Origin of the sequence: Kribbella flavida DSM 17836 (assembly GCF_000024345.1) — a bacterium.
GTDB lineage: Bacteria > Actinomycetota > Actinomycetes > Propionibacteriales > Kribbellaceae > Kribbella > Kribbella flavida.
In genome coordinates, this window is record NC_013729.1 from 5799990 (window position 1) to 5826530 (window position 26541).

At 70.7% G+C, this 26541-nt stretch carries 24 protein-coding genes; 16 read left to right on the top strand and 8 right to left on the bottom strand.

The genetic code is table 11. The features are described 5' to 3' along the window. Window positions 1-63 precede the first annotated feature (63 nt). Window positions 64-852, top strand: coding sequence for a GNAT family N-acetyltransferase (locus tag KFLA_RS26670; RefSeq protein ID WP_012922949.1), 789 nt, complete (start codon window positions 64-66; stop codon window positions 850-852). Here KFLA_RS26670 and KFLA_RS26675 read toward each other — a convergent pair whose 3' ends face one another. Further along, entirely contained in the window at window positions 853-1440 is a 588-nt protein-coding gene (locus KFLA_RS26675) for a histidine phosphatase family protein (RefSeq protein WP_012922950.1), read from the bottom strand. 115 nt (window positions 1441-1555) lie between these two features. Between KFLA_RS26675 and KFLA_RS26680 the strand changes: the two genes are divergently transcribed. The 6 genes from KFLA_RS26680 to KFLA_RS26705 all read left to right on the top strand — a co-directional run bounded on the left by KFLA_RS26680 (window position 1556) and on the right by KFLA_RS26705 (window position 9107). Then, window positions 1556-2599 (top strand): LacI family DNA-binding transcriptional regulator, encoded by a 1044-nt coding sequence (locus KFLA_RS26680; protein WP_012922951.1) that lies wholly within the window; start codon window positions 1556-1558, stop codon window positions 2597-2599. Window positions 2600-2610: 11 nt separating this feature from the next. After that, window positions 2611-3903, top strand: a complete 1293-nt coding sequence (locus KFLA_RS26685; RefSeq protein ID WP_012922952.1) for a sugar ABC transporter substrate-binding protein — start codon at window positions 2611-2613, stop codon at window positions 3901-3903. A gap of 4 nt (window positions 3904-3907) precedes the next feature. Continuing rightward, window positions 3908-4786, top strand: coding sequence for a carbohydrate ABC transporter permease (locus KFLA_RS26690; RefSeq protein WP_012922953.1), 879 nt, complete (start codon window positions 3908-3910; stop codon window positions 4784-4786). After that, window positions 4786-5598, top strand: coding sequence for a carbohydrate ABC transporter permease (locus KFLA_RS26695; RefSeq protein ID WP_012922954.1), 813 nt, complete (start codon window positions 4786-4788; stop codon window positions 5596-5598). Before KFLA_RS26690 ends, KFLA_RS26695 begins: the two co-directional genes overlap by 1 nt. 16 nt (window positions 5599-5614) lie before the next feature. Next, the gene (locus KFLA_RS26700) at window positions 5615-7192 is read left to right on the top strand and encodes a glucoamylase family protein (protein ID WP_012922955.1); all 1578 of its coding nucleotides are present in this window, start codon (window positions 5615-5617) and stop codon (window positions 7190-7192) included. 85 nt (window positions 7193-7277) lie between these two features. Continuing rightward, on the top strand, window positions 7278-9107 hold the full coding sequence (locus KFLA_RS26705) for a GH39 family glycosyl hydrolase (protein ID WP_012922956.1): 1830 nt from the start codon (window positions 7278-7280) through the stop codon (window positions 9105-9107). Here KFLA_RS26705 and KFLA_RS26710 read toward each other — a convergent pair. Continuing rightward, a complete protein-coding gene (locus KFLA_RS26710; RefSeq protein ID WP_012922957.1) occupies window positions 9104-9607 on the bottom strand; it encodes a MaoC family dehydratase in 504 nt (167 codons plus the stop codon). The two genes, KFLA_RS26705 and KFLA_RS26710, sit on opposite strands and share 4 nt — an antisense overlap. 229 nt (window positions 9608-9836) lie before the next feature. Here KFLA_RS26710 and KFLA_RS26715 point away from each other — a divergent pair, with 229 nt between their 5' ends. Both KFLA_RS26715 and KFLA_RS26720 read left to right on the top strand, forming a co-directional pair. After that, window positions 9837-10877, top strand: a complete 1041-nt coding sequence (locus KFLA_RS26715) for an ArsR/SmtB family transcription factor (RefSeq protein ID WP_012922958.1) — start codon at window positions 9837-9839, stop codon at window positions 10875-10877. Continuing rightward, window positions 10834-13848: an AfsR/SARP family transcriptional regulator gene (locus KFLA_RS26720; RefSeq protein ID WP_012922959.1), complete on the top strand. Its 3015-nt coding sequence runs from the start codon at window positions 10834-10836 to the stop codon at window positions 13846-13848. Before KFLA_RS26715 ends, KFLA_RS26720 begins: the two co-directional genes overlap by 44 nt. Window positions 13849-13858: 10 nt before the next feature. Here KFLA_RS26720 and KFLA_RS26725 read toward each other — a convergent pair whose 3' ends face one another. After that, a complete protein-coding gene (locus KFLA_RS26725; RefSeq protein WP_012922960.1) occupies window positions 13859-14374 on the bottom strand; it encodes a YflT domain-containing protein in 516 nt (171 codons plus the stop codon). 122 nt (window positions 14375-14496) lie between these two features. On the opposite strand from KFLA_RS26725, the gene KFLA_RS26730 reads away from it, so the two are divergent. The 3 genes from KFLA_RS26730 (at window position 14497) to KFLA_RS26740 (ending at window position 17878) form a co-directional block, all read left to right on the top strand. After that, window positions 14497-15603, top strand: coding sequence for a magnesium and cobalt transport protein CorA (locus KFLA_RS26730; protein WP_041289497.1), 1107 nt, complete (start codon window positions 14497-14499; stop codon window positions 15601-15603). Window positions 15604-15780: 177 nt separating this feature from the next. Beyond that, entirely contained in the window at window positions 15781-16803 is a 1023-nt protein-coding gene (locus KFLA_RS26735) for an ArsR/SmtB family transcription factor (protein ID WP_012922962.1), read from the top strand. 88 nt (window positions 16804-16891) lie between these two features. Continuing rightward, window positions 16892-17878: a winged helix-turn-helix domain-containing protein gene (locus tag KFLA_RS26740; protein ID WP_012922963.1), complete on the top strand. Its 987-nt coding sequence runs from the start codon at window positions 16892-16894 to the stop codon at window positions 17876-17878. A gap of 6 nt (window positions 17879-17884) precedes the next feature. On the opposite strand, the gene KFLA_RS26745 is transcribed toward KFLA_RS26740, so the two are convergent. The 3 genes from KFLA_RS26745 to KFLA_RS26755 all read right to left on the bottom strand — a co-directional run bounded on the left by KFLA_RS26745 (window position 17885) and on the right by KFLA_RS26755 (window position 21315). After that, complete coding sequence (locus KFLA_RS26745) at window positions 17885-19075, bottom strand: acyl-CoA dehydrogenase family protein (RefSeq protein ID WP_012922964.1); 1191 nt, start codon at window positions 19073-19075, stop codon at window positions 17885-17887. Window positions 19076-19220: 145 nt separating this feature from the next. After that, window positions 19221-19766, bottom strand: coding sequence for a hypothetical protein (locus KFLA_RS26750; protein ID WP_012922965.1), 546 nt, complete (start codon window positions 19764-19766; stop codon window positions 19221-19223). 10 nt (window positions 19767-19776) lie between these two features. Continuing rightward, window positions 19777-21315 carry a serine/threonine-protein kinase gene (locus KFLA_RS26755; protein ID WP_148256744.1) on the bottom strand — a complete coding sequence of 513 codons (1539 nt, stop codon included), beginning with the start codon at window positions 21313-21315 and terminating at the stop codon, window positions 19777-19779. 160 nt (window positions 21316-21475) lie between these two features. Here KFLA_RS26755 and KFLA_RS26760 point away from each other — a divergent pair, with 160 nt between their 5' ends. Further along, on the top strand, window positions 21476-22144 hold the full coding sequence (locus tag KFLA_RS26760; protein ID WP_012922967.1) for a peptidylprolyl isomerase: 669 nt from the start codon (window positions 21476-21478) through the stop codon (window positions 22142-22144). Window positions 22145-22210: 66 nt separating this feature from the next. Here the strand turns inward: KFLA_RS26760 and KFLA_RS26765 are convergent, their stop codons facing one another. Then, window positions 22211-23182 carry an HpcH/HpaI aldolase/citrate lyase family protein gene (locus KFLA_RS26765; protein WP_012922968.1) on the bottom strand — a complete coding sequence of 324 codons (972 nt, stop codon included), beginning with the start codon at window positions 23180-23182 and terminating at the stop codon, window positions 22211-22213. Window positions 23183-23423: 241 nt separating this feature from the next. Here KFLA_RS26765 and KFLA_RS26770 point away from each other — a divergent pair, with 241 nt between their 5' ends. From KFLA_RS26770 to KFLA_RS26780, 3 genes are all read left to right on the top strand, one after another. Next, window positions 23424-23942 (top strand): hypothetical protein, encoded by a 519-nt coding sequence (locus KFLA_RS26770; RefSeq protein ID WP_012922969.1) that lies wholly within the window; start codon window positions 23424-23426, stop codon window positions 23940-23942. A gap of 102 nt (window positions 23943-24044) precedes the next feature. After that, on the top strand, window positions 24045-24560 hold the full coding sequence (locus KFLA_RS26775) for a SigE family RNA polymerase sigma factor (RefSeq protein ID WP_012922970.1): 516 nt from the start codon (window positions 24045-24047) through the stop codon (window positions 24558-24560). Beyond that, window positions 24560-25411, top strand: a complete 852-nt coding sequence (locus KFLA_RS26780) for a hypothetical protein (RefSeq protein WP_012922971.1) — start codon at window positions 24560-24562, stop codon at window positions 25409-25411. Before KFLA_RS26775 ends, KFLA_RS26780 begins: the two co-directional genes overlap by 1 nt. 45 nt (window positions 25412-25456) lie before the next feature. On the opposite strand, the gene KFLA_RS26785 is transcribed toward KFLA_RS26780, so the two are convergent. Continuing rightward, window positions 25457-26425 carry a helix-turn-helix domain-containing protein gene (locus KFLA_RS26785; RefSeq protein WP_012922972.1) on the bottom strand — a complete coding sequence of 323 codons (969 nt, stop codon included), beginning with the start codon at window positions 26423-26425 and terminating at the stop codon, window positions 25457-25459. Window positions 26426-26541 lie beyond the last annotated feature (116 nt).

Here is a 26541-nt window from a genome sequence, read left to right on the forward strand (position 1 = left end):
ACCTGGCACCGTCCGGCACCGCAGCCACGACCCGCGAACCCGGGACCAGGCGATACTCCGACGATGGACAAGAACGGACCGGTGCGGGCGATCGAGCACAACACCGCCGAACTGCTGCTGGCGATGGGCCGGGCCGGCGGCGGGACGCAGCGTGACGATCCTGGCCTGCGCTGGACCCTCGGCGGTTCGCCGATCGACTACCACAACGCCGTCGTCGCCGCCGACCTGACGGCGGAGGAGGCCGACCGGGCGATCGCCGAGTCGCTGCGCCTGCTGCGCACGTACGGCGTCCCCGGCAGCTGGCACGTCGGACCGTCGACGCGGCCGCGCGACCTCGGTGACCGGCTGCTGGCCGCGGGCTTCACCTACGGCGGCAGCGAACCCGGGATGGCCGTCGAGCCGGCCGTCCTGAGTGACGAACCGACCGGTCCCGGCAATCTCCGCATCGCCCGGGTGCTGGACGAGCAGAGCCTGGCGGTCTGGGCGGCGACGCTCGGCCGCGGCTTCGGCGAGGGGCCGAAGGAGGCGGACTGGGTCGCCTCGGTGTACCGGCACGAGGGCTTCGACGATCCCTGGCGGCACTACCTCGGCACGCTCGACGGCGTACCGGTGGCGACGGCAACCGTCTTCCTCACCCCGGGCGTCGCCGGCGTCTACTTCGTGATGACCGTGCCCGAGGCCCGGCGGCAGGGCATCGGCGCCGCGATCACCCGGTACGCCGTCCGCGCGGCCGCCGACGTCGCGCAGTACGCCGTGCTCGGCTCCTCGCCGGCCGGTCGGTCGGTCTACGAGAGCCTCGGCTTCCGGCAGTACTGCACGATCGACCTCTACGAGTGGGCGCCGGACAGTTGATCAGCTGTTCCACTGGTGGATGGCCGGAGAACCCCGGTCCCAGCCGAGCACGGAGACGGTCGCGGTGTTCAGGACGAAGTGCCGTCCCTCGGTGACGTCCAGCTCGAGCCAGCGGGCGGTCAGGGCGCGCAGCGCGTGCGAGTGGCCGAACACCAGGACGTCGCCGTCGACCGCGGCGATCCGGGCGTTGACCCGGTCGAGCCGGGCGGCCACCTGGGCGGGAGTTTCACCGTTCGGCACCGGGTGCGCCCACACCGTCCAGCCGGGCACGGTCTCCCGGATCTGCGCGGTGGTGATGCCCTCGTAGTCGCCGTAGTCCCACTCCACCAGGTCGTCGTCGATCTCGGCGTCCGGAAAGCCGGCCAGCTCGGCCGTCCGCCGGGCGCGTTGCCGCGGGCTGGTCAGCACCAGGTCGAAGTCGTGACCGGTGAGCCGCTGCTTCAGCTCGGCCGCGATCCGCTCGCCGTCGGGGGTGAGCGGGAGGTCGGTGGTGGACGTGTGCCGCCCCGACCTGCTCCACTCGGTCTCGCCGTGCCGGACCAGCCAGAGCCGGTCCTTCCGCTCCGCTGACGCTGCGTGTGTCGTCACCGCTCCATCGTCGCAGAACCTCCGGCCGGACGCCCTGAACCCTTGACCAACCGCCCCGGAACAGGGCAGGGTCGAAAACTGTAAGCGCTTCCACTCACCCCCGAGGAGGCCGCGGATGCCGTCCGGACCGACCGGCAGGCCGGCGACGATCTACGACGTCGCTGCGCTGGCACAGCTGTCGATCGCCACGGTTTCGCGAGTCCTGCAGGGCACCGGACCGGTGTCGGACAAGGCCAGGGCCCGGGTCGACCAGGCGGCGCAGGAGCTGAACTACGTACCGCTGCGCGCCGCTCGCAGTCTGGCGGTGCAACGCCACGAGGCGCACGGCTTGGTGCTGCCCGACCTGGCCGGCCCGTTCTACGGCGACTTGCTGATGGGCTACGAACGGTGGGCCGGCGAGCACGGCCAGAGCGTTGTCCTGACCGTCACGCACGGGAACCCGGATCCGTTGCGCAGCGTGCGGGACCTGGCCGGCCGGGTCGACGGACTCGTTGTGCACGGCAACGCGCTCGGCCTGGCGGCGATCCAGGAGCTGCGCCGGACGAAGGTGCCGGTGGTCGTCGTCGCGCACCCACCGGTGACCGGGTGCGACTCGGTCCGGACCGAGAGCGCGCCGAGTGCCGAGCGCCTGGCGACCAGGCTGCTGGACCACGGACGGCGCAAGCTGCTGTTCGTCGGCGACCCGGCCAGCTCGTACGACGTGTCGCAACGCTACGCGGGGTTCGCGAAGGCACTGGCGGCCCGGGGTCTGGAGGTGCCGGAGCCGGAGCGGGTACCGCTGACGGAGGCGGCCGGCGGCGAGTTCGCGGCGAAGTTGCTCGCAGCAAAGACCGCCGGGCCGGACGGACTGGTCTGCGCCAACGACGAGTTGGCGCTGGCCGCTCTGCAACGGCTACGGGCCGGCGGGCTCGAGGTCCCCGGCGACATCGTGGTGACCGGGTGGGACGACGTGATGGCGGCGCGGTACGTGTCGCCAGGGCTGACCACCGTGCGGCAGCCGATGGCCGAGCTGGGCCGGCTGGCCGCCCAGCGCCTGCACGAACGCGTGTCCGGGCAACGCACCCGCGCGCGCAACGACGTACTGCCGACAGAACTCGTGCTGCGGGACAGCTGCGGCACGGCATCGGGGGATGCAGCAGGGACAGCAGCAACCGACTGAGGAGACCAAGCATGATCACCCAGACCACCCGACGCCGGCTGGTGACCGGCGGCGCCGTTCTGACCGCCACCGCGCTGGCGCTGTCCGGTTGCGGCCGGTCCGAGGACACCCCCAAGGCGGCCCCGCAGGCCACCACCAGCATCGGCAGCGACCCCGCCACCGGGAACCTGACCGTCTGGGCGATGGGCACCGAGGGCGAGAACCTGCCCAAGCTGACCAAGGCGTTCGAGCAGGCCAACCCCGGCGTGAAGGTGACCGTCACGCCGATCCCGTGGGACGCCGCGCACAACAAGTTCACCACCGCGATCACCGCCCAGTCGGTGCCGGACGCGGCGATGGTCGGCACCACCTGGATGGGTGAGTTCGCCGACCTGGACGCGCTCGACCCGACCCCGGCCGGGATCGACAGCGCGAGCTTCTTCCCCGGCGCACTGGACACCACCAAGGTGGGCGACGTCCAGTACGGCGTCCCGTGGTACGTCGAGACGCGGGTCGTCTACTACCGCAAGGACCTGGCCGCCAAGGCCGGCATCACCAGTCCGCCGACCGACTGGGACGGGCTGAAGGCGATGGCGAAGGCGATGCAGGACAAGGCCGGCGCGAAGTACGGCATCAACCTGCAGCCCGGTGGGCAGGGGTCCTGGCAGACGGTGATGCCGTTCGCCTGGTCGGCCGGGGCGAGCGTGACCACCGAGGACGACAAGGAGTTCACCTTCGACACCCCGCAGATGCAGGAGGGGCTGAAGTACTACCAGTCGTTCTTCACCGAGAAGCTGGCCGGCACCGACCTGCCGCCGAACCAGACCGAGGCGCAGTTCGTCAGCGGCCAGGTGCCGATGTTCATCTCCGGCCCGTGGATGGCCGGCTCGATCGCCAAGCTGGGCGGCGACAAGATCAAGCAGAACATCGGCGTCTTCGAGCTGCCGAAGAACCAGACCTCGACCTCCTTCGTCGGCGGCAGCAACTTCGTCGTGTTCAAGGCGAGCAAGAACAAGGACAGCGCCTGGAAGCTGGTGAAGTGGCTGTCCGACGCCAAGACCCAGGCCGAGTGGTTCAAGCTGTCCACCGACCTGCCGGCGGTGCAGAGCGCCTGGCAGGACCCGAGCATCGCGAGCGACCCGCTGCTGCCGGTGTTCGGCAAGCAACTGGAGACCGCGAAGGCGCCGCCGTCGATCGTCAGCTGGGAGCAGGTGGCGACCGCGTTCGACGCCGAGATCGAGAAGATGGCCAAGGCCGGACAGACGCCGGAGCAGACCGCGAAGGCGATCCAGGCCAAGGCCGCGTCGATCGGGACCGGCAGCTGAACCGATGCGATCACTGAGGCGCGAGACCGCCGCCGCGTGGATCCTCGTCCTGCCGTTCGTGGCGCTGTTCCTGGCCTTCACGGCCGGGCCGGTGCTGGGGTCGCTGGGGATGAGCTTCACCGACATCAAGCAGCGTGACCTGCGGACGCCGTTCGCGGTGAACGGGGTCGGCTTCGACAACTACCTCAAGGCGCTGTCCGACGAGACTTTCCGCCAGGCAGCGTTCAACACGGCGTACTTCGTCGTGATCGGGGTGCCGCTGACGCTGGCCGTCGCGCTGGCGGCGGCGGTGCTGCTGGACCGCGGCGTGAAGCGGTTCCAGGCGCTGTTCAAGGTCGGCTACTACCTGCCGGTGGTGACCTCGATCGTCGCGATCGCGGTGATCTGGCGGTTCGTGCTGTCGCCGGACGCCGGGCTGGTGAACACCGTGCTGGGCTGGGTCGGCATCGACGGGCCGAACTGGCTGGCCTCGAAGACCTGGGCGATGCCGTCGCTGATCGCGATGGCGGTCTGGCGCAACTTCGGCTCGGCGATGATCATCTTCCTGGCCGGCCTGCAGGGCATCCCGCAGACCGTCGAGGAGGCCGGCCAGATCGACGGTGCGGGCCCGTGGCAACGGTTCCGGTACCTGATCCTGCCGTTGCTGCGGCCGACCCTGCTGTTCACCAGCGTGACCACCGGGATCGGCTACCTGCAGTTCTTCGAGGAGCCGTTCGTGATGACCCAGGGCGGCCCGCTGAACTCGACCGTCTCGGTGTCGATGTACACCTACCAGCAGTTCGGGTTCGGCAACTACGGGCTGGCCACGTCGATGAGCTACCTGCTGTTCGTGGTGATCGCCGTGATCACCTTCATCCAGTTCCGGCTGCTGAGGGAGAAGTGATGCGCCGTACCTGGTGGATCTACCTGATCGCCGTGCTCGGTCTGGTCGCGGTCGCCGCGCCGTTCGTGTGGATGCTGCTGGGCAGCTTCAAGACCCAGGGCGAACTGCTCCGGGTGCCGCCGACGTGGTTGCCGCAGGCGCCGACCACGCAGAACTACGACGATCTGTTCAACAAGGCCAACTTCCCGCGCTACTTCCTCAACTCGACGCTGGTCGCGCTGGTGGTGACCGCGGGCAACCTGGCCTTCTGCTCGATGATCGGGTACGCGCTGGCCAAGCTGCGGTTCAAGGGCCGCAACGCGCTGTTCGTGCTGGTGCTGGCGACGCTGATGGTGCCGGGCATGGTCACCTTCGTGCCGCTGTTCGTGTTCGTCACCAACGCCGGGCTGGCCAACAGCTATCCCGGCCTGATCCTGCCGTTCCTGGTGTCGCCGTTCGGCGTCTTCCTGATGCGGCAGTTCTTCTCCGGCCTGCCCGACGACCTGATGGACGCCGGCCGGGTGGACGGCACCAGCGAGCTGGGCATCTTCGCCCGGATCATGCTGCCGCTGACCCGGCCCGCGCTCGCCACGTTGGGCATCCTCACCTTCCTCGGCTCCTGGAACAACTTTCTCTGGCCGCTGGTGATCGCCCAGACCGAGGACAAGTACACCCTTCCCGTCGCCCTGGCGCTGTACTCGACCGGACAGAACGCGCAGAACTTCGGCCTGCTGATGGCCGGCGCGGTCGTGGTCGTGGTGCCGGTGCTGGTGATGTTCCTGGTGTTCCAGCGCCACGTCACCAAGGGCATAGCGATCACCGGACTCAAATAGAGACTTGGAGACGTAGATGACCGCCACCATCAGTCGCCGCACGCTGTTAGCCGCCACCGGAACCGCCGCTCTCGTCGGCACCACCGGTGCCGCGTACGCCGTACCCTCGCGCAGCCCCGCCGAGTCGCTGCTCGGGGGGTGGAAGCCCAGCCGGCAGGACAAGGCACTGGTCGGCCGCTGGGCCCGGGACACCTGGCGCAGTCTGGTCGCGATGACCGACGAACGGACCGGGCTGCCGGCCGACAACATCGGCGCGTCGGTCACCGACCCGGTGCGCAGCGGCTACACCTCACCCACCAACATCGGTGGCTACCTGTGGAGCACGGTGGTCGCCCGCGAACTGGGCCTCATCTCGCCGCGGGAGTCGCTGCGCCGGATCACCCAGACCCTGACCACGATGACCCGGGTCGACCACCACGAACCCAGCGGCATGTACTTCAACTGGTACGACGAGGCGACCGGCGAGGTGCTGCGGGTCGATCCCGACGGGACGAAACCGATCACGCCGTTCGTGTCCAGCGTGGACAACGGCTGGTTCGCCGCCGCGCTGATGGTGGTCCGCAACGCCGAGCCGCGCGCTCGCCGGCTGGCCGACGCGCTGCTGGGCCAGATGAACTTCGCCTACTACTACAACCCCGCCGTCCGGCCCGGCGGCCTGATGCGCGGCGGCTTCTTCGAGACCCCGCCGCCGGACGAGGAGACCGACAAGGGCAACCACGCCGGCACCGGACCGGACGTGTACTACCGCAAGTTCCACTACGACACCTGCAACACCGAGGCCCGGATCGCGCCGTACATCGGGATCGCGCTCGGGCAGGTGCCACCGCAGCAGTACTTCGCCACCTACCGGACCTTCCCGGACTCCTGCGACTGGTCCTGGGTGGAGCAGCGGCCGAAGGGCGTGCACCGGACCTACCTGGGCATCGACGTGTTCGAGGGCACCTACAGCTATCGCGGGATGCGGCTGGTGCCGTCCTGGGGCGGCGACATGTTCGAGTCGCTGATGCCGGACCTGTTCGTGCCGGAGTCCCGCTGGGCGCCGCGCAGCTGGGGGCTGAACCACCCGCTCACGGTCCGGGCGCACATCGAGCACGGCCTGGAGGAGGCGAAGTACGGCTACTGGGGCTTCTCGCCGGCGTCGAACCCGCGCGGCGGGTACTCCGTGTACGGCGTGGACGCGATCGGGATGGACCCCGGCGGCTACCCGTCGGACCTGGAGGCGACGAACTACGACGCCGGGTTCGAGGGCTGCCGCGAGGGCGTCAACCCCAACCCGACGTTCGGCGACGGCGTGGTCACCCCGCACGCGGCGTTCCTGGCGATGCAGTACGCGCCCCGGCAGGCGATCGACAACCTGGCCCGGATCGAGACCCGGCTGAAGGCGTACGCCGGCGGCGGGTTCTACGACTCGGTCGCGGTGCGGTCCGGGCTGATCGCCAGGCGCTACCTGTCGCTCGACCAGGCCATGGTGATGGGTGCCATCGGCAACGTGTTCGGCCACGACGTGATCCGGCGCAACTTCAGCCGTGGCCCGGTCGAGCGCCGGGTCCGCCCGCTGATCGCGATGGAGGAGTTCACCGCCGGCCTCGAGTGACCTCCTCTGCCCCGCCCAGTGCGTCCGGAGAACGTCGGCCTGCCGGTTCTCCGGACGCACGACGACACCTGTTGGAGGTGTGTTGATGGACAGCGACGCCAAGAGCGACTGGGACGCCCGGATCTCGGTGCGCAGCGACGAGGCGCGGGAGTTCGGCTTCCCGGATCTCGACCCGCCGAAGGAGGTGACCGCGGTCGGCGGGGTCGGGCAGGTGACGATCGACTGGTCACCGGTGCCCGGCGCGGTCGGGTACCTGGTCCTGCGCGGGCTCGAGGACGGCCCGCTGGAACCGGTCGACCACCACAGCGGCGACGTCCTGCCGGTCCCGGCACCGCCGTACGTGGACACCACCTGCACGCCCGGTACGGCGTACCGGTACGCCGTGGCGAGTGTGCCCGAGGTGACGGTGGCCGGCCGGGCCAGTGAGGTGGTCGGGGCGGTTCCACTGCTGGCTTGCGACGAGGTGCCGGTGGTTCAGGTTCGTGTCGACGCGACGGCCGAGGGGGTCGGGCTGCCGAAGCCGTGGACGCCGATGGTCGGCAGTGAGCGGCTCAGCCAGCTGCTCTGCACCGATCTCACCGGCGGGCGGCCGATCGGGGTCGAGCTGGAGCAGGCACTGCGGCGGATGCACGACGAGCTCGGCGTCCGGACGGTCCGGGCGCACGCGATCTTCCACGACGACACCCGGGTCTACACCGAGGTCGACGGTGAGCCGGTCCTCGACTTCTCGGTGGTCGACGCGATCTACGACAAGCTGCTCGGGATCGGGCTGCGGCCGGTCGTCGAGCTGGGCTTCATGCCGCGCGACCTGGCGGCGGACCCGTCGAGAACCGTCTTCGCGTACGGCGCGATCATCTCGCCGCCCCGGTCGTACGAGCGCTGGGCAGAGCTGGTCCGCGCGCTCGTGCAGCACCTGGTCGACCGGTACGGCCTGGACGAGGTGCTCGGCTGGGACTTCGAGGTGTGGAACGAGGCAAATCTGGAGGTCTTCTGGTCCGGCACCAAGGCCGAGTGGATGCGCCTGTACGACGTGTCGGCGGCCGCGGTGAAGTCGGTGGATCCGCGGCTCGCCGTCGGTGGTCCGTCGTCGGCGGCGGCCGGCTGGGTCGACGACCTGCTCGCGCACGCCGCGTCGGTGGGGTCGCCGGTCGACTTCGTCTCCACCCACACCTACGGGAGTCCGCCGCTGGACGTGCGGGCGTCGCTGGACCGGCACGGCTTCGGTGCCGCGCGGATCCTGTGGACGGAGTGGGGAGTGACGCCGACGCACTTCAACCCGGTCAACGACTCGGTCTTCTCCGGGGTGTTCCTGCTGCGCGGCATGAAGTCGGCGGCCGGACGGGTCGACGCGCTGGCGTACTGGGTCGCGTCCGACCACTTCGAGGAGCTGGGCCGTCCGCCGCGGCTGCTGCACGGCGGCTTCGGCCTGCAGACCGTCGGCGGCCTGCCGAAACCGCGCTACCACGCGCTTTCCCTGCTCAGCCGTCTCGGCCCGGTGGAGCTCCCGGTCACCTTCGACGGCGACGGCGCCAACAGCCTGGTCGAAGCCTGGGCGTCCCGCGACCGCGACCGGGTCGCCGTCCTGCTGTGGAACCTCACCCTCGACCAGACCAAGGCGAACGGCGACGAAGCCCTCACCCGCACGATCGAGCTGTCGCTGCCAGACGCCGACCCCGACTGGACCGCCACAGCCACCTACCTGACCCCCGGCCCCGCCGAAGCGGCAGGTGGGTCGGGTGATCTGGCGGCCGAAGCCACGGCTCTCGGCGTCGGTGACTGGCCGACCGACGAGCAGTGGAAGCAACTGGCGGCCCGGGCGGTCCTGCGCAGCGAACGACTGGCCCGCGCCGGCGACCGGATCACCCTCACCCTGCCGATGCCGTCCGCCGTACTGATCGAGCTCCGGCCGAGCTAGCTGAGCGGCGTGGGGCGGCCCGGCTGTTCGCCGCCCCGCGCCTCCAGGTACGAGTTCTTCGGCACCATCACCTTGCGCTTGAACACGCAGACCACCGTGCCGTCCTGCTTGTAGCCCTTGGTCTCCACGTGCACCACCCCGCGGTCGTCCTTGGACCTGGACTCCCACTTGTCCAGCACCACGGTCTCGCCGTAGACGGTGTCGCCGTGAAAGGTCGGCGCGACGTGCCGCAGCGACTCGATCTCAAGGTTCGCGATCGCCTTGCCGCTCACGTCCGGCACCGACATGCCGAGCAGGATCGAGTAGATGTAATTGCCGACCACAACGTTCTTGCCGAACTGCGTGGTCTGCTCGGCGTAGTGCGAGTCCAGGTGCAGCGGGTGGTGGTTCATCGTGAGCAGGCAGAACAGGTGGTCGTCGTACTCGGTCACCGTCTTGCCGGGCCAGTGCTTGTAGACCGCGCCGACCTCGAACTCCTCGTAACTGCGCCCGAACTGCATCCGTGCTCCTTCCGTTCCGGCCCATGCTGCCCGGTCCGGCAGCAGCCAGGCAGCCCCCACGCCAGTGGTCTTGCTCTCACGCCCGCTGGCCGGCCGAGTGGTGTTCGTCTCACCAGGCGCCGGACCGCCCGACAGCGGTGCGTGGGCGCGCTGTCACCCGGAGGTGAGCGATCGGTGAGCGGCCGGTGGTTGGCTGGGACCGCTACCGGCGACCTGGGGGAAGGACACCATGCTGCGGATCCACTTCACCGCCGAGGACCTCGCGAGCACGACTCTCGCCGCGGAGCCCGACCCGCTGTGGGAGGCCCTGCTCAGCCTGCACATGCTGCAGGTCGAGGACGGCCCGGTTCCGTACGGCGCCTGGCGGCAGCGGATGCGCAGGCGCCTGCCGCGCGAGACAGTGGGCCCGCTGGCCGCGCTGGCACCCCCGATCGGCTACTCCCCCGACTTCCTCACCCCGTCCGACCCCAGCGGCGGCTTCGACGCGACACTCGACCGGGTGCTGGCCACTTCCCGGCAGCGGGTCCGCCGAGACCTGTCGAGGCTTGCGCCCCGCCGTACTGCGGCGAGCTGGGTCCGTCAGCTCGCCGAAGCCCAGCCGGAGTCGCTGCACCGGCTCGGCCATGCGCTCCGCGTCTACCACCGCTCCGCGCTCGCGCCGTACTGGGCGTCGCTGCGAGGCGCGGTGCAGTCGGACCACCGGCAGCGGCTGGAACAGCTGTCGTCGGGCGGTGTCGGCGCGGTCCTGGCCGGCATCCACCCGGAGGCTCGCTGGCGCGACCAGGTGCTGGAAATCGCCGGCTTCCAGGACGAGGAGGTCCGGCTGGACGGTCGCGGGATCCGGCTGCAGCCGTCGTACTTCTGCTGGAAGGCTCCGACCAAGCTGGGCGACCCGGAGCTGCCCCCGGTGCTGGTGTTCCCGATCGGGAACCCCACCGGCCTGCAGCTCGACCGGCGCGCGGGCGACTCCGAGCAGAGCCTGGCCGCTCTGCTCGGCAAGACCCGGGCGTTCGTGCTGGGCCTGACCGTGAACGGCTGCACCACCTCCGAGCTGGCCGCCGCGTGCAAGATCACGCTCGCGACGGCCAGCCACCAGACCGCCGTACTGCGGGACGCAGGGCTGATCCTGTCCCAGCGGCACGGCAAGTCGGTGCGGCACCGGGCCACCCGGCTCGGGCACGCTCTGCTCGAAGGTCGCGACCCTTGGTCAGGGGACACTGGCCTCCATGACAGCCGTCTTTCGCCTTCTGGGGCCCATCGCGGTCCTTGAAGAGGGGCGGGAGCTACGGATCGGGGCCCCGCGGCTCCGGACGCTGCTGGCGGCTCTGCTGGTGAACGCCAACCAGACGGTCACCGCGACCGAGCTGGTGCAATGGCTGTGGGGTGGTGAGCCGCCTGCCCGTCCGCAAGGTGCCCTGCACACGACGGTATTCCGGCTGCGCGCCCTTCTGGGACCGGACGCGACGCTGCGGACCGTCGCGGGCGGGTACCGGCTCGATCTGCCGCCCGGCGCGCTGGACCTCGACCGGTTCCGCGAGCTGGCCGCGGCCGGCACGGTCGAGGACCTGACCGAGGCGCTGCGGTTGTGGCGGGGCGAACCGCTGACCGGCGCTCTGGAGCACCCTGCTGTGCTGGACCAGCGCGCTGTCCTGACCGAGGAGTGGTTGCGGGTCACTGAGCAACTGGTCGACGCCCGGCTCGCACAGGGCGATCACAACGAGCTGATCGCCGAGCTGACCGCGCTCACCAAGCAGTACCCGCTGCGTGAGCGGTTCTGGGCGCAGCTCATGCTGGCCCTGCACAGGTCCGCCCGGCAGGCCGACGCCCTGGCTGCCTACCTCGAACTGGCCAAGCTGTTGCGGGAAGAGCTCGGTATCGATCCGGGCGAGGAGATCCGCCGGTTGCACCACGTCGTGCTGGCCGGCGACGGCCCTGGCGACGACCTGGACCCCGACACCGAGGTGAGGCCCGTGCAGCCGCCGCCGGACTGGCAGGTGCACCGGCAGTTGCCGATCGAGATCGGCGACTTCGTCGGGCGTCACGACGAGGCGGATGCCATCGTGGACCGGCTGACCAGCCCGTCCGGTGTTCCGGTGGTTGCCATCAGCGGACCTCCTGGGGCCGGCAAGACCGCGCTCGCCGTCCGGGTGGCGCACCGGCTGCGGGACGAGTACCCGGACGGTCAGTGGTACGTCCGGCTGGACGGAGCGAGGGACTCGGAGCGCGATCCCTCCGAGGTGTTACGAGCCTTGCTGGAGTTGGCCGGAGCCGAGGTCCTGACCGGCGACGCCGACACGCTCTCCGCCCGGTTGCGCTCGCTCCTGGTGGATCGGCGCGTGCTGATCCTGCTGGACGATGCGAAGGACTCGCAGCAGGTCCGTCCACTGCTGCCGGGGACGCGGCACAGCGCCGTACTGGTGACCAGCCGGAACGAGTTGACCGGGCTGAGCGTGCTGGACAGCGCCTTGTGCACGACAGTCGCCGTACTCGAGGTGGACGAGGCCGTCGACCTGCTCCGGGCGGTGATCGGGTCGGCGCGGGTCGATCGCGAGCCGGAAGCCGCCGCGGAGCTGGCGAAGCTGTGCGGCTGTCTCCCCCTGGCGCTGCGGATCGCGGCCAGCCACCTCGCCGCACAAGCCGGTGACTCGATCGCGTCGTACGCCGAGGAGCTGCGGGCCGGCGACCGGCTGTTCGCCCTGTCCGTGGCCGGCGAGCCGGATGCGGCCGTCGAGGTGGCGTTCGACCGCTCGTACGAGGCGCTGGTTCCGGAGTCCCAGCAACTGTTCGCTCTGCTCGGCATCGTGCCCGGTCCGGACGTCACGGCACCGGCAGCCGCCGTCCTGCTCGACACCACGCTCGCGGTGGCGCGACGACTGCTCGACACCCTCGTCACCGCCAACCTCCTGGTCCGCCAGCGCGACCGCTACTGCATGCACGACCTGCTTCGCCTGTACGCCGCACGACGCGCGGCCGTTCACCCTGCGGCCGAGGGAGCCTGGTTGCGCCTGTGCGACTGGTACCTGCGGACAGCCGACGCGGCGACGCAGTTCGAGTACATGCCGTCGGTGCGGATCACTCCGCGGCTGAGCGACGAGCGGATGTTCGTGCTTGCCGCGGAGGCCAGGCAGTGGCTCGAGGACGAGGAGGCCGGCCTGGTCGCGGTGATCAAGCGGGCTTCCGAGCATGGGCCGCAGGAGACCGCGTGGCGACTGGCCGACGTCCTGCGGCAGTACCTGACGCTCAACCACCGCGTGGATCCCTGGCGCACCGCAGTTCTCGCCGGACTGTCGGCGGCGCAGACCACCCGTGATCTCGGCGGGCAGGGTGCGATGCTGCACAGCATGGGCGCCTTGCAGTTCGTCAGCGGGGACACCGCTGCCGCGATCGCCTCGGCGGAGCAGGCAGCTGAGCTCTACCAGCGGGCCGGCTTCGGGCTGGGCCACGCGGCACTGCTCTGCAATCTGGGCATGGCTCACGACGACCAGGGCGACTCGGCGCGAGCGGCCGAGCTGTTGGAGCGTGGAATCGCCGGACTCCGTGAGTACGACAGCCCGGCGGCCATGGTGAACGCCCTGAACAGCCTCAGCAACGTCGAGTGCAACCTGGGCAACCTGGACGCCGCCCTGGCCGCAGCGGACGAGGCGATGACCACCGCACCCGATGTCCGCAGCCGCACAGTGGCCATGTTCAACCGCGGCGTCGCGTACCGCCTCCTGGGCGATCTGGAGCAGGCGGAGCGGGATCTCGGCCAGGCTGCTCTGTCGGATGACGAGTCGCTGCCGCTGCAGTACGAGGCGGCTCTGCTGTACGCCGACCTGGGCTACCTGGAAGAGGCGGAGAGCTGGGCTCGTCGTGCGCTGACCCGCAGCCGCGGCAACGGCCAGCCCTGGCACGAAGCCGCGGCCCTCAACGCACTCGGCACGATCTACCGTCGGCGGGGACGCTGGAACGACGCTGTGCGCTGCCATCAGGCCGCCGGCGGGATCGCCCGCAGCAACGGGCACCGGGCAACGGTCGCCGAGTCGGTGCTCGGGCTGGCGGAAGCGGACCTCGGTCAGGGTCAGCGTGACCGAGCGGCCGAGCTGGCCAGGCAGGCGCTGCTGGCCGCGCGCCGGCTCGGGCACCGGATCCTGGCCTGCCGGGCCTTGCTGCTGCTCGCCGTCCTGGAGCCGGCCGGCGGCCATGAGGCCGAGGCGGCCGCGCTCCAGCAGGCGACCGGCTTCGTCGCTAGGGCGAGCTGATCAGCCCGCCCTAGCTGGACTGCTCGGGAAGGCGCGGCGCGACCTCACCCTTGAGAGCCAGCTTGGCCAGGTGGTTGCGCGCCTCCTCGGCGTACTTGAAGTCGCAGAGCACGTCGTACGTCGTCGCCACCACCGCGGTCCGGGACGTGAAGTCGCGGCGGCCACCCAGCTGGGCGTAGCCGATTGCGCCGAACGCCATCCCGAAGATCGCGCCCAGCACCACACCGGTGACCAGGGCGGCCAGCCAGCCGCCCTCACTGGTGAACAGGCCGAGCAGCACGCCGACGAACAGGCCGAACCAGGCGCCGCTGGCCAGGCCGGCGGTGAGCGCCCGGGCCCAGGTCAGCCGGCCGGTGATCTTCTCCACCTGCCGCAGGTTGTTGCCGACGATGGTGGTGTGCTCCACCGGGAACTTCTCGTCCGAGAGGTAGTCGACCGCGCGCTGCGCCTCCAGGTAGGTGTCGTACGTGCCGATCGTCAGCCCCGTCGGCCGGGGGTCCATCGAGGGCATGCCCTGGGTGCTCATCGTCGTTCCTCTCCACTGTTGCTTCCACCCCATCATTGCCGACGCCCGGTAGCGGGCGCAGTAGCGGCGCAGTGACGGCGCAGTGGCCGCCGCGGCCTCGGCACGTTGATAGCCTCGCGTCGATGACCAGCCGGAGGTGGGACATGGGCGCGACACGCCGCGTCGGACGTGTCTTCTCCCGCCGTACCCCGTTGGGGTCGCTGCCACTCGACCTGGTCGGCAGCGGCAAGCTGGACGGCGCCCTGGTCGACTGGGCCTACTACCGCGACGGTCACCGGGACACCCGCGACGGCAACTACGTGGATGCCCTGGCGCGCGCCCGGCGCGGCGTTGGCTTCGTCTGGATCGGCCTGTTCCAGCCGAACGAGCGCCAGTTGGCCGTGGTCGGTGAGGAGTTCGGCCTGCACCCGCTGGCCCTGGAGGACGCCACCGAGGCGCACCAGCGCCCGAAGCTGGAGCGGTACGGCGAGACGCTGTTCGCCGTGTTCAAGACCGTGCGCTACGTGCCGCACGACGACCTGACCGCCACCAGCGAGGTGGTGGAGTCGGGCGAGGTGATGGTGTTCTGCGGCCCCGGCTTCGTGATCACCGTGCGGCACGGCGGGCACAGTGAGCTGGCCGGGCTGCGGCAGGTGCTGGAGAGAACGCCGGAGCGGCTGGCGGCCGGCCCCGGCACGGTTCTGCACGCGATCGCCGACCACGTCGTCGACAGCTACCTGGCGGTGGCGGCCTCGGTCCAGTCCGACATCGACGTGATCGAGACCGAGATGTTCAGCCCGCGCGGCTGGCGCAACATCGACCGGGTCTACCAGCTCAAGCGCGAGGTGCTGGAGCTGAAGCGCGCGGTCGCTCCGCTGGCCGGACCGATGCGGGCCCTGGCCACCCTGCGGCACCCGCTGATCGCCGACGAGATCCGCGACTACTTCCGCGACGTCGACGACCACCTGCTCCGGGTCAAGGAGCAGGTGGTCTCGTTCGACGAGCTGCTCAGCTCCATCCTGCAGGCCGGCCTGGCCCAGGTGCAGGTCTCGGAGAACGAGGACATGCGCCGGATCTCCGCCTGGGTGGCGATCATCGCCGTCCCGACGTTGATCGCGGGGGTCTACGGAATGAACTTCGAGCACATGCCGGAGACCAGCACGAAGTACGGGTACTACGTGGTGCTGGGCGGCATGGCGACCGCTTGCACCGTGCTCTACCGGCTCTTCAAACGCAACCGCTGGCTCTGAGCTGGCAGCCTGGTGCCATGGCCGCCACTGGCCTGAACCGGGTCCCCGCGAACGGTTGTGCCGCCCGAAGGCACCTGGTTCAATGCGCCCATCGCTATCGGTCAGCGGTCCGCCACGATGTGCTACCGACCCCGCCCAGCGGACGCCGCCCGACGTACGAGGCTGCCGGGAGGGCCCGTGCTACGCATTCACTTCACCCCGCGCGACCTGGCCAAGGTGACGATTGCGACCAGGCCTGCCCCGCTCTGGGAGGTGCTGCTCAGCCTGCACATGCTGCAGCACTCCGACGGCCGGCTGGTGTTCGAGGACTGGCGCCGGCACGTGCGTACGACGGTCGCTCCGGACCAGATGCGGCTGCTGCTGGAGCTGACGCCACCGCGGGGCTACTCCCCCGACTTCCTGACCCCGGCCGACTGCCCAGCCGACTTCGAGAGCGCGCTGGAGCTCGCCCTGTCCACGCCCAGGCAGCAGGTGCGCAGCCAGCTCGACCTGCTCAGCCACTACCGCCCTGTCTCGCCGTGGACCCGCGAGCTGGCCGAGGGCGAGCGGTCGTCGATGCGCAAGCTCGGCCACGCGATCCGGACGTACCACGACGCCGCCATCGCGCCGTACTGGAAGTCCATCGGCACTCATGTCTCGGCCGACCGGGCGCATCGCGGTGAGGCGCTCTCCCGGCACGGCGTGGATCGGCTGCTGTCGTCGCTGCACCCGCGAGTTCGCTGGGTGGCTCCGGTGCTGCAGGTGCTCGACATGACCGACCGCGACCTCTACCTGGACGGCCGCGGGATCGAGCTGCAGCCGTCGGCGTTCTGCTGGCAGGTGCCGACGAAGCTGCAGGACCCTGAGCTGAAGCCGATCCTGGTCTACCCGATCCAGCACGCACCGGGCATTCTCCGCCAGTCGTCGACCGAGGCGTCCGCCCCGTCCAACCCGCTCGGCGCTCTGCTCGGCTCCACCCGGGCGGCGGCGCTGGAGGCAGCGGTTGAGGGCTGCACGACGACCGAGCTGGCCAAGCGCTGCAACATCTCCCCAGCCGCGGCCAGCCACCAGGCGACCGTACTGCGGGAGGCCGGGCTGATCACCACCCGGCGCGACGGCGCCTCCGTCCGGCACGAGATCACCCAGCTCGGTATCTGGCTGCTCTCCGGCCACGGCTCGGGCGGTCTCCGGCGCGAAACTCTGCCGGCCGTCGCGAACTGAGGTCCCCCGGGCCGCTGATCGGCAGCGTCGGTGACAGCGGAATGAAAGCGGAGCCCGGCACGATGGTCGCCGAGGAAGGGAGACCCTCGTGCTGCGCATCCATTTCACCAGCCAGGACCTGGCCCGGACCACGGTCGCCGAGGAGCCGGACCCGCTCTGGGAGGTCCTGCTCAGCTTGCACCAGCTGCAGGTGCAGGACGGCTGGAGCCACTACGGCCACTGGCGTGAGAGCACGCGCAGGCAGCTTCCGAAGCAGGTCGCGCAACTGCTGCAGCTCACACCGCCGCGCGGGTACTCCCCTGACTTCCTGACGCCCGCCCATCCGGGCAAAACCTTCGAAGAGGGCGTGGAGCAGGTCTTGTCCACTTCCCGTCGCCGGTTCCAGCAGGAGCTCGAGCTACTCTCCGTACGCCGAACGGGCTCGGGCTGGATCCGGGAGCTGGTCAACGGGCACGGTGACGTCGTGAAGGGACTCGGCCAAACGCTGCACGTCTATCACCGGCACGGCATCGCGCCGTACTGGGACTCCCTGCGTTCGCTCGTCCGCGCCGATCATCAGCAGAAGGTCGGGCATCTCGCTGCGGCCGGGGTGGACCACCTGCTCGGCCACCTACATCCGGCCGTTCGCTGGGAAGCGCCGGTCCTCAAGGTCGACGGGCTGCCGGACCAGGATCTGCACCTGGAGGGACGCGGTCTTCGTCTGCAACCGTCGGTGTTCTGCTGGCGGAAACCGACCAAGCTGCGCGACCCGCTGCTCCAGCCGGTGCTGGTCTACCCGGTCCAGCACGGACCCGGAGCCCTGCACCGCCGCTCGGCCGGCGGCCAGTCACGCCCGCTGGCCGCCCTGCTCGGCCAGACCCGCGCCGCCGCTCTGGAGGCCATCGCCAACAGCTGTACGACGACCGAGCTGGCTCAGCGCTGCCAGATCTCCCTCGCCGGCGCCAGCCGCCAGGCGGGGGTGCTGCGCGACGCCGGGCTGATCACCACCCGGCGAGCCGGGCAGGCGGTCCGGCACGACCTCACCGCCCTGGGCCGGATGGTGCTGGAGGGCAGGGCCAGCGGCCAGAGCTTGTAGTCCCGGTCAGAGCTTGTAGTCCTCGAGCAGCCGGCGGCCGATGATCATCCGCTGGATGTCGGCGGTGCCCTCGCCGATCAGCAGCATCGGCGCCTCGCGGTACAGCCGCTCGATCTCGTACTCCTTGGAGAAGCCGTAGCCGCCGTGGATCCGGAAGGAGTCCTCGACCACCTGCGAGCAGTACTCGCTGGCCAGGTACTTCGCGACGCCGGCCTCGAAGTCGTTGCGGGAGCCGGCATCCTTCTTCCGGGCCGCCTTCACCATCAGCTCGTGCGCGGCCTCGACCTTGACCGCCATGTCGGCCAGCCGGAACAGCACCGCCTGGTGCTCGGCGATCTTCCGGCCGAAGGTCTCCCGCTGCTGGGCGTAGGAGATGCCGAGCTCGAACGCCCGCCGGGCCACTCCGCAGCCGCGCGCCGCGACGTTCACCCGGCCGACCTCGACGCCGTCCATCATCTGGTAGAAGCCCTTGCCCGGGACCCCGCCGAGGATCTGGCCGGCGTCGATCCGGTAGCCGTCGAAGATCAGCTCGGTGGTGTCGACGCCCTTGTAGCCCATCTTCTCGATCTTGCCCGGCACGGTCAGGCCCTGGTCGACCTCGCCGAAGCCCGGCTCCTTCTCGACCAGGAACGTGGTCATGTTCTTGTAGACCGAGTCGGCGCCCTCGTCGGTCTTCACCAGCACCGCGACCAGGTTGGCCGAACCACCGTTGGTCAGCCACATCTTCTGGCCGTTGACCGTGTAGCTGTCACCGTTCTTGACGGCCTTGGTCTTGATCGCCGCGACGTCGGAGCCGCAGCCCGGCTCGGACATCGAGAACGCGCCGCGCACGTCGCCGGTCGCCATCCGCGGCAGGTACTTCTGCTTCTGCTCGTCGGTGCCGTGCTGGAGCAGCAGGTACGCGACGATGAAGTGCGTGTTGATGATGCCGGACACGCTCATCCAGCCACGGGCGATCTCCTCGACGCAGAGCGCGTAGGTGAGCAGCGACTCCCCGAGCCCGCCGTACTGCTCGGGGATCATCAGCCCGAACAGGCCGAGCTCCTTGAGCCCCTCGACGATCGCCGTCGGGTACTCGTCCTGGTGCTCCAGCTCGGTGGCCACCGGCAGGATCTCCGCCTCGACGAAGGCCCGAACCGTCTTCAGGATCTCCTCCTGGACGTCGGTGAGTCCTTCGGTCTGCTGCAACCTGCTCATCTGCGGCTCCTTGCGTCGAGATCGCCTACTCGCGAGTATCGCGAACCCCAGCATCCCGGCCCACCCCGACACCCGCTGTGACTCCCACCACCCACACACCGTCAGGTGGCTCACGCCCGCCCGCGGCCGCGATCTGTTGCGCGAGCTAGCCGACCTGAGCTGTCGGAGGCGGCTGTGGACTCGCGACCGCGTGCCAGTACGCCGCGTAGGCACCGGTCTGCTTGACCACGCGATCCGGCGTAGGGGCGGCCGGCCAGAACTGCAGCAGATAGCGATCGACCGGCGCATCGTCATCGTTCGACCCAGAGTCGGCCTGGTGACCGGCGTCCATTCCCCAACCGCAGTACCGCACCCGGTGGTCGATCGACGCAAGACCCAGTCGCCACCGCTGCTCACCGCCCCAAGTCACCAGGACGGCGTCACCCTCCGGCTTGAACGACGCCTCGACGATCTCCTCCCACTGGTCGTCGACGGGCGGCGCGTCGTCGTGGACCTCGACGGTGAAGCCGACCTTGCCGGTGTGCAGGCCGGTGATCAGGAACAGCTTCCCGTCGACCGCCGCGCCGCACAGCCCGTTCTGCTGACCGCCGAAGCACTCCCCGAGGTCGGAGTAGTCCTCACGGCTCTCGACGTACAACTGCCCGTAGTGAACCCAGGCGGGCTCGTCCACCACCACTCGTCCAGAGCTCATCGCGGTGGGGTCACTCGTCGTCGCGGTCGTTGTCGCGGTCGCCGTTGTTGCTCACGTACGGGCTGAAGGTGCGACTGAGGGTGGTGACGAGAACGACTTCTTCCCGGGTGGGTTGCCAGCGGTTGGTGCGCTGGGCCATCGCGAGGCGGCGGACGGCGTCGCGGTACTTGTCGGCGGCCTTGTCGTTCTTGCCTTCCGCCAGCGCCTTGGCCGCCTCGTCGAGGTCCTTGGCGGCTTCGCGGACCGAGCGATTGGGGTCGCCCTGGCGGAGCAGCTCGGCCAGCGCGCGCAGGGATCGAGCCGGGCCGGTCTCCGCGGGCTTCTCCGGGCTCTTCTTCGGCTTCTTCGGAGTCGGGGTGTCCTTGGGCTTCGACTGCCTGGCGGTCGGCGTCGGGGTCGGGGTCGGCTTGGGCTTGGGCTGAGTGCTCACCTTCGCCACGGTCGGCGTGGCCGTCGGCGTGCCGCCGGCCTGCGCGGGCGGATCGGTCGAGACGCCCTCCCGCAGCAGGGCTGCCGCGACCACGCCGGCCAGTACGACGGCTGTGCCCGCGATGACCTTCGCGAACGGCAGTCGCCGTCGTGGCCCCGCATGTCCTGCGGCTGCCGGTGCCGCGCTCGCTGCCCGGTTGTCGCCGGGCAGTTCGTCGTCCAGCGAGGCAGCAGGTGCTCCGAGCAGCTCCTCGTCGAGCGAAGGCCGGACCGGCTCACCAGCCGGCGCCCCGAACGGCAGGACCTGGGTGGCGTTGCCCGCCGGGTTGTTGAGGTGCGCGATGACCTCGGCCGTGGACGACGGCCGCTGCGCCGGGTCCTTGGCGAGCATCCGCAGGACGAGCTCGCCCAGGCCGGGCGCGGCGTCAGTACGGCGTACTGGGGGTGGCGGGGCTTCCAGGTGCTGGCGGAGGACCTGCTCGACGGTGTCGGCGACGAAGGGCGGCACGCCTTCGAGCAGCTCGTACAGGACGCAGCCCAGCGAGTACCAGTCGCTCGCCGGGGTCGCCTTGCCGCCGCGCACCTGCTCCGGCGAGATGTAGGCGGCCGTGCCGAGCAGGACCTGCCCGGTCGCGCCGTTGAGGCTGCCGGTGTGGGCCAGGCCGAAGTCGGTGATCTTGAGCGTGCCGTCGGTCGCCAGCAGCAGGTTGCCCGGCTTCACGTCGCGGTGCACGATCCCGGCCGCGTGCGCCGCGTCGAGCGCCCGCGCCCCCTGGACGGCGACGTCGGCGACGACCTTCGTCGTCGGCAACCCCTCGGACCGCAGCAGCTGCGCCAGATCGGTGCCGGTGACCAGCTCCATCACCAGGAACACGTGGTCGTCGGCGGCCCCCACGTCGTACGTCGCGACCACGTTCGGGTGCTGCAGCCGGGCGGCGGCCTGGGCCTCGATCCGGAACCGCTGCACCGCGTCCATCGGATCGCCCTCGAGAGCGCGCAGCAGCTTCACCGCCACCTGACGCGCCAGCACGGTGTCCTCGGCCTGCCAGACCTCACCGGCACCACCTCGCCCGAGCAGGCTCAGCAACCGGTAACGCCCCGCGAGTACCACGCCGTTCACACCAACACCCCACAACGCCTTCCGCCTGGCCGGACCAGCGCCCTACCTTAGGTGCCCACGCGCCGCAGGGCGAGCGGTCGGCCCGTCCGGTGGACGGTCTTTACCTGCTCCTGCCACGAACCACGGTGCCGATCGCCACCACACGTACTAGGTTGACCACATGAAGCGATCATTCGTTCCCGCCCTGATCGCGACGACGCTGCTCGCCGCGACGTTGACCACCACCACCGCGTCGGCCGCGCCCGCCCCGTCCGGCGGCGGTGCCCCGACCGTCCGGTGCGAGTTCACCCCGACACCGGAGAACCCGGCCGCGAAGCCGGTCACCGTGCCGTCGGCGACCGCGAAGGCCCGCGGCACCGTCGACGTGTTCTTCGCGACGAACTACGGCCCGTTCGTGGTCCGGATGGACCGCGCGAACGCGCCGTGCGGGGTGCACAACTTCGTGCACCTGACCAAGAGCCGCTTCTACGACCGCACCCAGTGCTTCCGGCTGACCAACTCGGCCCGGCTCGGTGTGCTGCAGTGCGGCGACATCTACCGCCAGGAGGAAGGCGGCCCGGGCTACAAGTTCCCCGACGAGGTCACCGGCCGGGAGACCTACCCGCGCGGCACCGTTGCCTACGGCAACCAGGGACCGGGCACCAACGGGTCGGAGTTCTTCGTCGTGCACTCGTTCGCCAACATCCCGCCGAACTACACCGTGCTCGGCCGGGTGATCTTCGGCATGTCGACCTTCGACCGGATCGTCGCCGCCGGCATCGCCGACCCCGACCTCGACGGCCCGCCCACCTCGCCGGTCCGCATCCTCAAGGTGCTCACCCTCGGCTGACCGCCTGTGCGTCCGAAGAACCCTGCGCTGCCGGCAAGGTTCTTCGGACGCTCCGTGCCGAGATGATCAGTCGGTCGGGGGCTGCCAGACGTCGGTGCGCGTCAGGCCCGCGGCGCGGCCCTTGGCGGAGATGACCAGGGCCATCTTGCGGGAGGCCTCGTCGATCATCTCGTCGCCGAGCATCACCGCGCCCCGGGCGCCGCCGGCCGCCGAGGTGAAGTGGTCGTAGGCGTCGAGAATGTTCTCGGCGTGGTCGTAGTCGTCCTGCCGCGGCGAGTAGACCTCGTTCGCGGCGGCGATCTGGTCCGGGTGCAGCACCCACTTGCCGTCGAAGCCGAGCGCGGCCGACCGGCCCGCCACCCGGCGGAACCCGTCGACGTCCTTGATCTGCAGGTACGGGCCGTCGATCGCCTGCTTGCCGTGCGCCCGGGCCGCCATCAGGATCTGCATCAGGATGTAGTGGTAGGCGTCGCCGACGTCGTAGCCGGGCGGCTGCTCGCCGACCACCAGGGACTTCATGTTGATCGAGGCCATGAAGTCGGCCGGGCCGAAGATGATCGTCTCCACCCGCGGCGAGGCCTGCGCGATGGCGTTCACGTTCGTCAGGCCGAGCGCGTTCTCGATCTGCGCCTCGATGCCGATCCGGCCCGGCTCCAGGCCGTGGACCTTCTCCAGCTGGGTGAGCAGCAGGTCCAGCGCGACCACCTGCTCGGCGGTCTGCACCTTCGGCAGCATGATGCAGTCCAGGTTGGCGCCGGCGCCGGAAACCACCTCGATCACGTCGGCGTAGGTCCACTCGGTGGTCCAGTCGTTCACCCGGACGACCCGGATCTTCGAGCCCCAGCCGCCCTCGTTCAGCGCGGCGACGATGTTCTTGCGGGCGTCCACCTTGGCGATCGGCGCGACCGAGTCCTCCAGGTCGAGAAACACCTGGTCGGCGTCCAGCCCCTTCGCCTTGGCCAGGAACCGCGGGTTGGAGCCCGGGGTCGCCAGGCAGGACCGCCTGGACCGGAACGTCTCACTCGCCTCGTCAGCCATCGCCGTCACCCTTCGCCTCGGTTACCCGTCGGTCACCGGCAGCGTACGGCGAAAGCTCCGTCCCCGGCCCGGTGACTTCCCTCACCCCGGGTCGGCCTGTGGTACTCCTCACGGGCGAAGGCGGACCTCCACCACTCACCAAAGCCGGCTGGGACCCCAACCGGCCGCACACCACGGCGCGGCTGGCGCGGCGGAGCACGCTTGCTGAGTGGTGCAGATCCGCTTGTGACACCCTGGGGCGGTGACGACGGACGAGGCCGTGGCGGAGATCGGCGCGGTGATGAAGAAGGCCGGGCTGGTCTGGCTGTCCTGGAACGGGCAGCGCGCGATGCCGGCCTGGTTCGCGACGGTCGACGGCGCGTACGTCGTCCTGGCGGATCGCGACGGCAGCGCCGAGCAGCCGCTGCCCGGACTGGCCGACGCCGACGCGGTCCAGGTCGTCGTTCCGGCCAAGCCGGCGACGAGCCGCCTGGCCTCCTGGACTGCCGCCGTACGACGGCTGGAACCGGGCACGGAGGAGTGGACCGCCGCCGCCCTGGTCCTCCGCACCGAGCGCCTCAACGCCGCCGGGCTGGGCAACCAACTCGACCGCTGGCAGGCCCAGGCGGACGTGCTCGTCCTCGAGCCCACCGGCGCGGTCACCACGACCTACGACGACACGCATCCCGCTGTGACGCCGCCAGAGACCTCCGCGACGACCCGAGGCAAGCGCCCGATCACCCTGCACAAGCGGGCCCGGCGCCGCCCGAAGCTCAGCTGACACGCTGCCGCCCGCCGCTCTGACCCTCCGGCCGGGGCAACCTGGACGGACCGGATCACGTACTTCCGATCGTCAACTGATCCGGCGGCGACGGGACGGCCCATGTTCGGCAAGGAGCGGCGGGACCTCGAGTTCTCGGAGTACGTGGCGTCTCGGCGGTCCCGGCTGGTCGGCACGGCGTACCTGCTGTGCGGGGATCGTCACCAGGCCGAGGACCTCGTGCAGACCGCACTGGCCAAGCTGTACGTCGCCTGGCCGCGGGTCCGGCGCTCGGACGGCGAGGACGCCTACGTACGGCGAATCCTGGTCAACGCCGGGATCGACGCCAGCCGCCGGCCGTGGCGGCGCGAGCACACCTCCGACCAACTGCCGGAGTACCCGGCGGACGAGGGGCTCGGGCTGGAGGACCGGGACGAGCTGATCGCGGCGCTGAGCACATTGGCCCCCGGGCAGCGCCGGGTGATCGTGCTGCGCTACTGGCTCGGGCTGTCGGTCGAGGAGGTCGCCACCGACCTGCAGATCACGCCGGGCACGGTGAAGAGCCAGTCGTCGAAGGCGCTGCAGAACCTCCGGCACCAGTTGATCCCCGAACTCGCAGCGCTGACGGAGGAGCACTGATGAACGAGCACGACCTGCACGAGCGGATGCGCGACAGCACCGCCTGGACCGACCACCTCGGCACCGAACCGGCCGCCGACCTGCTCCGCGGCCGGAAGCGGCTGCGGAGGCGGCGGACCACGATCGGGGCGTCGGCCATGTCCGCGATCGCCGTGGTCGCGGCCGGCGCGACAATCGCCGCCGGCCAGCTGCCCGGTGCCGCGGACGGCCAGGTGGCCGGAGATCCGACGCCGGGCGTCTTCGGCGTTCTGCGGCTGACCCCGGGCGGACCGACGATCACGTGCCCGCTGTCCGCCGCACCTCCGGGCGGGTTGCCCGCAGGTACGGCGGAGCCGAACCACCTGCGGATCCTGGTGTCCCACGTGGACCCGGCCCGGACCCACCTGAAAGGCCGCTCTGCCGGCATACTGCGGCGGCCGGGCGACGGCCCCTGTGAACCGCGCGGCGTCGCGGCAGCGTGGTCGGAGTGGCACGAGGCGGGCGGGACCGGCTTCGCCGCCGTGGCGGTGCGGGCGAAAGGCGACTACGGGCCGGTGGAAGCCAACGAAATCCCCGAGCCGCGAGCCGACGTCTGCGGGCTGTACACCGACCGCTCGACCTTCACCGACTGCCGAGTCATCACCACCGCCGCCGGTCAGAAGGTGCGGGTCGGCACCCGGGGCAAGCAGGCCTACTGGGCCAGCTACGTCCGGCCCGACGGCGCGATGGCGTACGCGACCGTGGAGGGCGACAACCGACGGGCGGACCCAGGGCCGGCCCCAGCCGACGAACCGGACCCGGTCCTGGCGCCGAGCGTGACGCTGGAAGCTCTGATCGCCACGGTCACCGATCCTGCCCTCGACACCTACTGACCCGCGCCGAAACCGCGACACCTCCGCTGGTGGAGGTGTCGCAGGTCAGAGCCAGCCGCGCTCGCGGGCGTGCCAGCCCAGCTGCAGGCGGGACCGGGAGTGGGTCCGCTCCATCAGCAGCTGGACCCGCCGGGCGACCGTACGCCGGCTGGTGCCGAGCCGGGCGGCGGCGGCCTCGTCGGTGAGGCCAGCCACCAGCAGCGACAGCAGGTACCGGTCGTCGGCGGACAGTGGATCCTCGGCAGCGAGGGTCTCCCCGGCCGTCACCGACAGCGGACTGGCCCGCCCCCACACCGTCTCGAAGAGCGCGACCAGAGCGTCCAGCAGGCTGCACGGGTGAACCAGCAGCGCCGCGTCGTGCGCCGGGGTGGCCCAGTCCAGCGGCAGCAACGCCAGCTCCCGATCCGCGACGGCCAGCTTGGTCGGCAGGTCGTCCGCGATCCGGGCTTGCTCACCAGCCCGGACGTGACTGACCGCGCTGGCCGACAGCAGCGAGTCCTCCAGCGCCGAGCTGTCGTAGATCACCCGGTACACGACGCCGTCGGCCTGCCGGGCCAGCTGCGTCCTGTTCACCTCGGCCGACGCCGCGTACGGCGGCGCGACCAGCTCACGGACCTCCTGCCGGGCCGTGCGTTGCACCCGGTCGAACGCCAGGTTGACCGCGGTCTGTCCGGAGACGATCTCGATGAGCTCCTCGGTCCGCCGGTTGCCGGCCTGGTTGTACGCCTCTGCCGCCAGCCGGTACGCCGCCTCGCGGACCCGTTCCAGCTCCTCCTCCTGCCGCTGGACCAGCTGCTCGACCGCCAGCTCCGGCGGCACCGGGACGACCAGCTCGCGCGGCGGCGGCGTACGGTGCACGAAGCCTTCGCTCTGCAAGGCGTCGACGGCCCGCAGTACGTCCTCCAGCGTCGAGCCGGCTCGCTCGGCCAGCTCCGTCACCGTCGCGGCACCCTGCCGGACCAGCGCCAGGTAGATCGCTTCGTTCTCGGCGCCCAGTCCGGTGGATCTCCGCACGTTCCGCCCCTCGCTCGCCCCGGTGCCCCCGACCGGCCCCACCCGCCGAGCACATTGTAAGGACCTTCTGGACCGTGCCGGGGCCGGCGCCGGTGGTGGCCTGCGCGCCTCGGTCC

What these genes read in the sequence shown, in the direction of transcription:
- KFLA_RS26670 (WP_012922949.1), top strand. Translation starts at nt 64, where the DNA reads ATGGACAAGAACGGACCGGTGCGGGCGATCGAGCACAACACCGCCGAA.
- KFLA_RS26680 (WP_012922951.1), top strand. Translation starts at nt 1,556, where the DNA reads ATGCCGTCCGGACCGACCGGCAGGCCGGCGACGATCTACGACGTCGCT.
- KFLA_RS26685 (WP_012922952.1), top strand. Translation starts at nt 2,611, where the DNA reads ATGATCACCCAGACCACCCGACGCCGGCTGGTGACCGGCGGCGCCGTT.
- KFLA_RS26690 (WP_012922953.1), top strand. Translation starts at nt 3,908, where the DNA reads ATGCGATCACTGAGGCGCGAGACCGCCGCCGCGTGGATCCTCGTCCTG.
- KFLA_RS26695 (WP_012922954.1), top strand. Translation starts at nt 4,786, where the DNA reads ATGCGCCGTACCTGGTGGATCTACCTGATCGCCGTGCTCGGTCTGGTC.
- KFLA_RS26700 (WP_012922955.1), top strand. Translation starts at nt 5,615, where the DNA reads ATGACCGCCACCATCAGTCGCCGCACGCTGTTAGCCGCCACCGGAACC.
- KFLA_RS26705 (WP_012922956.1), top strand. Translation starts at nt 7,278, where the DNA reads ATGGACAGCGACGCCAAGAGCGACTGGGACGCCCGGATCTCGGTGCGC.
- KFLA_RS26710 (WP_012922957.1), bottom strand. Translation starts at nt 9,607, where the DNA reads ATGCAGTTCGGGCGCAGTTACGAGGAGTTCGAGGTCGGCGCGGTCTAC.
- KFLA_RS26715 (WP_012922958.1), top strand. Translation starts at nt 9,837, where the DNA reads ATGCTGCGGATCCACTTCACCGCCGAGGACCTCGCGAGCACGACTCTC.
- KFLA_RS26720 (WP_012922959.1), top strand. Translation starts at nt 10,834, where the DNA reads ATGACAGCCGTCTTTCGCCTTCTGGGGCCCATCGCGGTCCTTGAAGAG.
- KFLA_RS26725 (WP_012922960.1), bottom strand. Translation starts at nt 14,374, where the DNA reads ATGAGCACCCAGGGCATGCCCTCGATGGACCCCCGGCCGACGGGGCTG.
- KFLA_RS26730 (WP_041289497.1), top strand. Translation starts at nt 14,497, where the DNA reads ATGACCAGCCGGAGGTGGGACATGGGCGCGACACGCCGCGTCGGACGT.
- KFLA_RS26745 (WP_012922964.1), bottom strand. Translation starts at nt 19,075, where the DNA reads ATGAGCAGGTTGCAGCAGACCGAAGGACTCACCGACGTCCAGGAGGAG.
- KFLA_RS26750 (WP_012922965.1), bottom strand. Translation starts at nt 19,766, where the DNA reads ATGAGCTCTGGACGAGTGGTGGTGGACGAGCCCGCCTGGGTTCACTAC.
- KFLA_RS26760 (WP_012922967.1), top strand. Translation starts at nt 21,476, where the DNA reads ATGAAGCGATCATTCGTTCCCGCCCTGATCGCGACGACGCTGCTCGCC.
- KFLA_RS26765 (WP_012922968.1), bottom strand. Translation starts at nt 23,182, where the DNA reads ATGGCTGACGAGGCGAGTGAGACGTTCCGGTCCAGGCGGTCCTGCCTG.
- KFLA_RS26775 (WP_012922970.1), top strand. Translation starts at nt 24,045, where the DNA reads ATGTTCGGCAAGGAGCGGCGGGACCTCGAGTTCTCGGAGTACGTGGCG.
- KFLA_RS26780 (WP_012922971.1), top strand. Translation starts at nt 24,560, where the DNA reads ATGAACGAGCACGACCTGCACGAGCGGATGCGCGACAGCACCGCCTGG.